Origin of the sequence: Lacinutrix sp. (assembly GCF_023299985.1) — a bacterium.
Classification (GTDB): Bacteria; Bacteroidota; Bacteroidia; order Flavobacteriales; family Flavobacteriaceae; genus Lacinutrix.
On record NZ_JALZVX010000070.1, the window covers coordinates 1 to 7,986 of the forward strand.

8 protein-coding genes are annotated in these 7,986 nt (G+C 31.1%); 2 read left to right on the forward strand and 6 right to left on the reverse strand.

All coding sequences use genetic code 11. The annotated features are described in order from the left end of the window. Window positions 1-125: 125 nt before the first annotated feature. From umuD to mutY, 6 genes are all read right to left on the reverse strand, one after another. Entirely contained in the window at window positions 126-566 is a 441-nt protein-coding gene (gene umuD / locus Q0C58_RS03555; protein WP_290697599.1) for a translesion error-prone DNA polymerase V autoproteolytic subunit, read from the reverse strand. A gap of 65 nt (window positions 567-631) precedes the next feature. Beyond that, window positions 632-1,891 (reverse strand): Y-family DNA polymerase, encoded by a 1,260-nt coding sequence (locus tag Q0C58_RS03560; protein ID WP_290697602.1) that lies wholly within the window; start codon window positions 1,889-1,891, stop codon window positions 632-634. A 136-nt stretch (window positions 1,892-2,027) separates the two neighbouring features. After that, on the reverse strand, window positions 2,028-2,618 hold the full coding sequence (gldD, locus tag Q0C58_RS03565; protein ID WP_290697605.1) for a gliding motility lipoprotein GldD: 591 nt from the start codon (window positions 2,616-2,618) through the stop codon (window positions 2,028-2,030). 41 nt (window positions 2,619-2,659) lie between these two features. Beyond that, window positions 2,660-3,970: a gliding motility-associated protein GldE gene (locus tag Q0C58_RS03570; protein WP_290697608.1), complete on the reverse strand. Its 1,311-nt coding sequence runs from the start codon at window positions 3,968-3,970 to the stop codon at window positions 2,660-2,662. Window positions 3,971-3,986: 16 nt separating this feature from the next. Beyond that, window positions 3,987-4,430 (reverse strand): single-stranded DNA-binding protein, encoded by a 444-nt coding sequence (gene ssb / locus Q0C58_RS03575; RefSeq protein ID WP_290697612.1) that lies wholly within the window; start codon window positions 4,428-4,430, stop codon window positions 3,987-3,989. A 92-nt stretch (window positions 4,431-4,522) separates the two neighbouring features. Then, entirely contained in the window at window positions 4,523-5,563 is a 1,041-nt protein-coding gene (gene mutY, locus Q0C58_RS03580) for an A/G-specific adenine glycosylase (protein WP_290697615.1), read from the reverse strand. Window positions 5,564-5,699: 136 nt separating this feature from the next. On the opposite strand from mutY, the gene Q0C58_RS03585 reads away from it, so the two are divergent. Both Q0C58_RS03585 and Q0C58_RS03590 read left to right on the forward strand, forming a co-directional pair. Further along, window positions 5,700-5,990: an HU family DNA-binding protein gene (locus tag Q0C58_RS03585; RefSeq protein ID WP_290697618.1), complete on the forward strand. Its 291-nt coding sequence runs from the start codon at window positions 5,700-5,702 to the stop codon at window positions 5,988-5,990. Window positions 5,991-6,364: 374 nt separating this feature from the next. Next, window positions 6,365-7,909: a ribonuclease E/G gene (locus tag Q0C58_RS03590; RefSeq protein ID WP_290697621.1), complete on the forward strand. Its 1,545-nt coding sequence runs from the start codon at window positions 6,365-6,367 to the stop codon at window positions 7,907-7,909. Window positions 7,910-7,986: the final 77 nt, after the last annotated feature.

Consider the following 7,986-nt stretch of genomic DNA (forward strand, 5'->3'; position numbering starts at 1 on the left):
TCATAAGTGTGTAAAATTTAAAGTTAATAAAATAAAAAAACTCAGGATTGAATTCAATCCTGAGTTTTTTGAAACTTACACAGTTTATGAGATAGTGCCGTTTTTTATGTCTGAAATTTTATAAACTATACTTTTTTAATCACATTAGTTACAATACCCCAAATTAAAAAATTATTATCCTCAGTAATATTTATAATAGGATAATTTGGGTTTTCTGGTTGTAACCAAACTTCGTCTTTAGTAACTCTTAACCGCTTAACTGTGAATTCTCCATCTAAAAAACAGACAGCAATTTTATTGTTTTCAGGTTCTAAGCTTCTATCAATTACAAGTAAATCGTTATCATCTAATCCTGCACCAATCATAGACTGCCCACTAACTCTAGCATAAAACGTAGCTTCTTTGTTTTTTACAAGCTCTTCGTCTAAAGATAAACGATCTTCTTTAAAATCCTCGGCTGGAGAAGGAAATCCTGCTGAAATTCCTGTATCGAAAAAATGTCCAGCAACTCCATCTATAGTTTCTGGCGTGTAGAAGGTTAAACTTCCTTGTTTGTGTGCTATCATAAAAACTTTTTTCTTATTAATTCATTTTCCAAATCATGACATTCTTAACTACAAAGAATAACGAACTATTTTACAGTTATTATATCATTAATATTTGTAGTATATCTTGGAGATAAACGCTCTTGACGCATTTTCCAAGTACGTTTTAAATCTTGACTCGCTAATTTAACGGTATTACTTCTAAATTTAGCATTTAAATAGTCTATGGATTGCATTAGTGGTTGGTGTTTTGGGTTTTGGGCATTGAATAAATCAAGCTGAAAACTATCTTCTGACACCAAACCTGTAACAACAACTCCTGCTCTTTTATATTTAATACCTTGCTTAAAGATAGACATAACTACGCTAACTGCACAACTACTTAGTATTAAACTTGAATTTGTTGGACAAGACAAAGTAATACTCCTACTTACACGATGCTGCTCTAAACCTGTTTTATGTCTATCGCTACTTAAGCTAACAATAATAACATGACAACTAGAACCTTGTTTTCGTAGTTTTTCTGCACAACTGGTAGCAAATGTAGAAACACGTTCTTTAATATTATCGATATCTGAATACGTATATTCGAAACTTCTAGTGGTTGCAATGGCTTTTTTTATAGTATCGTACTCCTCAAGTCGCAATGTTGGAAGACCTTCAAGGTCCCTTTTTAAACGAGACTCTATAACAGAAAAATTTTTTTTAACCCAAGCGTCTGGTAATTGTGTGAAATCGTAAGCAGTATTACAACCTTTAGACTTTAAACGCTTACTTAAACGTCGTCCTATTCCCCAAACTGCTTCAATTTTAATCCATTTTAAAGCTTTAATTCTTTTTTCTTCAGAATCTATAACATAAACACCTTTAGTTTGCTTTGGAAACTTTCTCGCTACTTTATTAGCCACTTTACAAAGTGCTTTTGTTGGTGCAATACCTACACAAGTTGGAATACCTGTCCATTTTAGAATACGTGTTCTTATTTGGCTTCCATAATTGTTTAAATTATAATTATCGAAGCCTTTAAACTCTAAAAAAGATTCATCTATACTATAAATTTCAATGTCTGGTGTAAACTGTTTTAATATTTCCATTACGCGAGAACTCATGTCTCCATATAATGGATAATTAGAGGAAAGCACATGTATGTTTTTTTCCCTACAAAAGCTTTCCCATTTAAAAATAGGTGCTCCCATTGGCAAACCCAACGTTTTAGCTTCGTCACTTCGTGCAATAACACAACCATCGTTATTACTAAGAATAGCAACTGGTTTACCTTGTAAATTAGGGTTAAAAACACGTTCGCATGAAGCATAGAAATTATTACAATCTACAAGTGCAAACATAGACTGTAAAGATACAAGAAAAGAGATCTTCTTATCTGTATTTTCTTTCTGTAATATTAAAATATAGAAAAGGAGTGTAAAAAAACATACCAAAAGAAAGACAAAACCACAAACGATACATACTATGTATAATGTATCAATGCTTCCACTTTAAACTCTCCATAATCCTCTTTATATCCTTTTGCAAGTAATTAGCTGCTGGTAAAATAGAATCGTAGTTAGGTTTAGCGTAAAAATAAAGCGAACCTGTAATAAAGTGGTTAGTACTATCTGTTACATAAAATTGAGATTGTGATGCTGCATTACCTCCAACATCGTAAAACATACCATATACGCTACGTTCTGGGTTTATGTATTCAAATTCATCTATTGCATCTGCTTTTTGCGTATGCTCTTGTGTAAAATTTTGAGCGTTTTTAAGATAGGCATTTAAATACTCTTTATTTTCTTCAATAGCTTTGTAAGTAATGTAAATTGTGCCTTTAAGGTTGGGATATTCTATATTAATACCATAACTAGTAGTTTCTCCCTTAAGTGTTTTAGTTCTTAAATTCTTTCCTAGAGCGTTACGCTCAAAAGTAAAAGGCATTTTTGCAATATTTTCGGTTTTGTAGATAGCTTGAGGGTATTCCAAAGCTAAATAGGCTTTTGGTTTTGGAGTTGGATCTTCAGCACAACCTGTAATAGCGATCAATACTAATATTAAAAATAATATGTTTTGTTTCATAATAAAAACACTTCGACAGGCTCAGTTTAATAATTTAGTTTTTAAGGTATCGTTACCTTAACACGTTTAATTCGTTTTTTATCTAAAGCTTCTATAGTAAAAACGTAATTTTTAAAATTTATTTTACTTGCTTGCCTTGGAAAGCTTCCTGAAATCTCTAAAATAAATCCAGCTAAAGTTTCGGCTTCACCTTTATTATCTTCAAAAGTGATTTCTTTATCTTCTTCAAATTTTAATATTTTATAAAAATCTTTTAAGGCTGTCTTACCTTCAAATACATAATTTTTTTCATCTAATTTAGAATAATGCACATCTTCATCATCAAACTCATCAGTAATATCACCTACTATCTCTTCAATTATATCCTCTAAAGACACTAAGCCAGAAGTGCCTCCATACTCGTCTACAACAACTGCTAAATGCACTTTCTTTTCTTGAAACTCAGACATTAAATCGTCAAGCTTCTTGTTTTCTGGCACAAAAAAGGGTTCGCGTATTAAGGTTGTCCAGTCAAAAGTTTTTGTTTCTATATGTGGTAGTAAATCTTTTACATACAAAATACCTTCAATAGTATCGATATTATCTTTAAATACAGGAATTCTAGAATAACCATTAGAGATTATTTCTTCTATTATTTCACTATACTTTTGTTCTATATTTAAGGCAAAAATATCTAATCGTGGTCGCATAACCTGTTTAGTATCTGTATTGCCAAAAGACACAATCCCTTTTAATATTTTATGTTCTTCTTGAGTAGTATCTTCCTCGCTAGTAAGCTCTAAAGCTTGAGATAATTGATCTACACTTAGGTTAGATTTCTGTTTCCCAAGTTTATTGTGAATACCCAATGTAATAGCTCTCATTGGTAAACTTATGGGAGAAAAAAGAAAATCTAATACTTTTAATGGATAGGCCATAAACATAGAAAACTTAACATTGTTTCTACTTGCGTACACTTTTGGTAAAATCTCTCCAAAAAGTAATATTAAAAAAGTAACGACAACAACTTCAACAACAAATTTTACAATAGGATTTGTAATACTTTCAAATAAAAAATTACCTAAAAATGCAAAGAGAATTACAATTCCAATATTTATAAAATTATTAGCCACTAAAATGGTAGCTAGCAGCTTTTTTGGGCGTTCTAAAAGCGTATTAATAATTTGAACAGCCTTATTAGACTGTATATCTTCTTGTTCTAAATCTGTACGCGTTAAGGAGAATAATGCTACTTCTGCTCCAGATATTAATGCCGAACAAAATAGCAATACAAAAAGTAATAAAAAGCCAGAGATTGTAGAAAAATCTATGACTAAAAAATGAATTAACAAACTCGTGGGTTCAGGATCCAATGGTTATAAATTAAGTTTAAAATGGTAAATCGTCATCACTAGCAGTTTTTCCTGCTGTTTCAACCTTATTTTCTGTTGGTTTTCCAGGTTGAGCTTGTGTGTTGGCAGCTGCTTGACTATCTTTTTTTGTAGTTAAAAAAGTAAACTCGTTGGCTTGAATCTCTGTACTGTAACGGTCGTTTCCTTGATCGTCTTGCCATTTTCTGGTTTTAATTCTGCCTTCAATATATACTTTATCACCTTTGGTTAAGTACTTTTCACAAATTTCGGCAGCCTTATTTCTTAAAACTATATTATGCCATTCTACGTTAGTTACACGTTCGTTAGTTGTTTTATTAGTGTAAGTTTCGTTTGTTGCTAACGGAAATCGCCCAACACAGCCACCACCTTCAAAATAGTGCATTTTAACTTCATCTCCTAAATGCCCAATTAGCATCACTTTATTTAACGTTCCAGCCATATTTTGTGTAGTTTAAAATAACAAAATTACATTTTTACCTGTTGATAAACTTAAATTTAATAAAAAAAGAAAGACCATTACTACTTAAGGCACTAAAAATTAAAGCTTTCTATAAAGTTACCTATTAAAATTGGTACTGGGAAATCTATTATTTTTTCTATTGAAACGCCTTGCGAAAATGTTTCATCTATAGTAACTATCCAAAACTTAGTATATAAATGTTGGTGCGAGAGTTTATGTATAATCTCATTATCATTATATATAGCTAAGTTAAAAGTTTTATTTTTTAATATTGAAAAACCCTTGAGCTCCTTCTCGACTTCTAAAATAGTTATAGGTTTAAGTGTTTCGATTAAAGGAAATTGATATAAATTTTGCCAAATACCTTTACCTTCTCTTTTCTCTAGTATTGTTTTTTTATCTGAAGAAAGCATTACTATAAAGTTGAAATATTTCTTTTTAACTTTTAAAGATTTTAGCTTTACGGGTAATTCGCCTATTATATTCTTTTGAAGCGCCACGCAAGAATCATTAAACGGACAAATATTACAATCTGGATTCTTAGGCTTACACAATCGTGCACCAAATTCCATAATCGCTTGATTAAATGTAGCAGGCTGCTTTTTATCTATTAGTGTTTGGGCTAAAGCCTTAAATTCTTTAAAGCCTTTTCCTGTATTAATAGGAGTAGAAATACCATAAATTCTAGACAATCCTCTATATACATTTCCATCTACAACAGCAGTTACTTCATTAAAACTAATAGAAGCAATTGCACTTGCAGTATAGTCTCCAACACCTTTAAGCTTAATAATTTCACTATAAGTGTTAGGGAAAACGCCATCTAACTCATTAACAATATATTTTGCCGAAGCATGTAAATTTCGGGCTCTAGAATAATAACCTAAACCTTGCCAAAGTTTTAAAACTTGAGATTCTTCCGCCTTAGCCAAATCATAAACTGTTGGGTATTTTGTGGTAAACGCGACGTAATATGGAAGACCTTGAGCCACCTGTGTTTGTTGTAAAATAATTTCTGAAAGCCAGATAAAATATGGATTGGTAGTCTTGCGCCAAGGCAAATCTCTTTTATTAACTGAATACCAGTTAATTAGTTTTTTTGTTATATTCATTTACGCGATAAGATTCGCAAACAAAAGTAATTCTTTATCGCATTAAATTTTAATGAATTAGGTTTGAAGTTTTGAATATTTAATTCCTATATTTGCCAACCCTATAAAAGAGTAGTAACCCAAACAAGAAAAGAAAATGACTAAAGCTGATTTAGTAGCAAAAATTTCTGAGAAATTAGGAATTGAAAAAGGAGACGTTCAAGCGACCGTAGAAACATTTATGGAGGAAGTTAAAACATCTTTAGAAGGTGGAGACAATGTTTATTTACGTGGATTTGGAAGTTTTATTATTAAAACTAGAGCTGAGAAAACTGGTAGAAATATTTCAAAAAATACAACTATCAAAATTCCAGCACACAATATACCAGCATTTAAACCTGCAAAAGTATTTGTAGAAAGTGTAAAAACTAATGTTGACGTAAAGTAATTACAACATAAAACGAATTATTAATTTAAAACCAGACATCTTATGCCAAGCGGTAAAAAAAGAAAGAGACACAAGGTTGCAACGCATAAGCGTAAAAAAAGGAGACGTGCTAATCGTCACAAAAAGAAAAAATAATTCAAAAAAGTAGTTTTTATAACTACTTTTTTGGTTTGTTAAAAACAATGTTCTTTGAAAACGAGCTTAACTATAAACACGTAAAAACCTTGCGTTTAGTTTAAGTTCTTCGGATTTTTATTAAAAAATCCTGTGAGTGTCTTATTCACATAAGACATGCTGTTTGGTAAAGTTTACCAAACAAAATAATGTATAATCCATCTGTTATACCTAGTGTGTAATGGATTAAAATTAACAATATGAATAAAGAATTGATTATCAGATCTAATTCTGACGGTGTTGATTTTGCCTTATTAAAAGATGGAAAACTTATTGAATTACATAAGGAGGAAGATGGTAACAATTTTGCAGTTGGTGATGTGTTTATTGCCAAAATACGTAAAGCTGTACCTGGACTAAATGCTGCATTTGTAAATGTAGGCTACGAGAAAGATGCTTTTTTGCACTATCACGATTTAGGTCCAAAAATATCTTCTCTTTTACAATTCACAAAACGTGTAAGCACAGGTAAACTAAAAGACTTTTCATTAAAAGATTTCAAATTTGAAAAAGATATTGACAAAGACGGCAAAATTGCCAATGTTATAAAGTCAAATCAATCCATGCTAGTTCAAATAGTAAAGGAACCTATTTCTACAAAAGGCCCAAGAATAAGCTCTGAGCTTTCTATTGCTGGTAGATATATAGTTTTAGTACCTTTTAGCGATCGTATTTCTATTTCTCAAAAAATAGAAAACAAAGCCGAAAAAGACAGACTAAAACGTTTGGTAAAAAGTATTACACCAAAAGGTTTTGGAATTATTGTAAGAACAGTAGCCGAAGGAAAAAAAGTAGCTGAATTAGATAAAGATTTACAAAACTTACTTGGTCGATGGACAACAATGTGTAAAAAACTACACAGAGCAAACCATCCTTCAAAAGTACATGGTGAGTTAAATAAAGCCTCTTCAATATTAAGAGACATTTTTAACGACTCATTTACAGGTATTCAAGTAGACGACGAAGCACTTTTTATTCAAATTAAAGATTATGTGCAAGAAATTGCACCAAATAAAGAATCAATAGTCAAACTACATCAATCTAAAACTCCAATTTTTGAAAAATTTGGAGTGGACAGGCAAATTAAAACTGCTTTTGGAAAAACAGTTTCAATGGCTAGAGGTGCCTATTTAGTAATAGAGCATACAGAAGCATTGCATGTTGTGGATGTAAATAGTGGAAACAGGTCTAATAAGGCTAATTCCCAAGAAGAAACTGCTTTAGAAGTTAATTTAATATCTGCTACAGAGGTTGCTAGACAACTTCGCCTTCGAGATATGGGAGGAATTATTGTAATAGATTTTATTGACTTAAATAAAGCTGAAAACAGAAAAAAACTTTTCAATCATCTTCGCGATGAAATGAAAGATGACAGAGCCAAACACAAAATACTACCTCCAAGTAAGTTTGGGTTGATTCAAATTACAAGACAAAGAGTAAGACCAGAAATGAACATCAAAACCAGAGAGGAAAACCCTAATGGTGTTAGCGGTGAAGAGGTTGAAGCTCCAATTGGAATATTATCTAAAATCAATCATGATTTAGAAATGTTACTTAAAAAAGACTACAAAAAGGTGACTTTAAACACACATCCTTTTATAGCAGCCTTCCTAACAAAAGGCTTTCCATCTATTCGTTCAAAATGGTTTTTTGAACACAAGAAATGGGTTAAAATACAACCCAGAGATGCTTACACATACTTAGAATATCATTTTTTAGATAAAAATGGTAATCAAATTAAATAGATTAAAAAAGCCACATCTTAGGATGTGGCTTTTTTGGTTTTATTAGTTGGTTAAACTTGTATTTTGGTTTAGTTATT

What these genes read in the sequence shown, in the direction of transcription:
- Q0C58_RS03560 (WP_290697602.1), bottom strand. Translation starts at nt 1,891, where the DNA reads ATGTTTGCACTTGTAGATTGTAATAATTTCTATGCTTCATGCGAACGT.
- Q0C58_RS03585 (WP_290697618.1), top strand. Translation starts at nt 5,700, where the DNA reads ATGACTAAAGCTGATTTAGTAGCAAAAATTTCTGAGAAATTAGGAATT.
- Q0C58_RS03590 (WP_290697621.1), top strand. Translation starts at nt 6,365, where the DNA reads ATGAATAAAGAATTGATTATCAGATCTAATTCTGACGGTGTTGATTTT.
- mutY (WP_290697615.1), bottom strand. Translation starts at nt 5,563, where the DNA reads ATGAATATAACAAAAAAACTAATTAACTGGTATTCAGTTAATAAAAGA.
- ssb (WP_290697612.1), bottom strand. Translation starts at nt 4,430, where the DNA reads ATGGCTGGAACGTTAAATAAAGTGATGCTAATTGGGCATTTAGGAGAT.
- umuD (WP_290697599.1), bottom strand. Translation starts at nt 566, where the DNA reads ATGATAGCACACAAACAAGGAAGTTTAACCTTCTACACGCCAGAAACT.
- gldD (WP_290697605.1), bottom strand. Translation starts at nt 2,618, where the DNA reads ATGAAACAAAACATATTATTTTTAATATTAGTATTGATCGCTATTACA.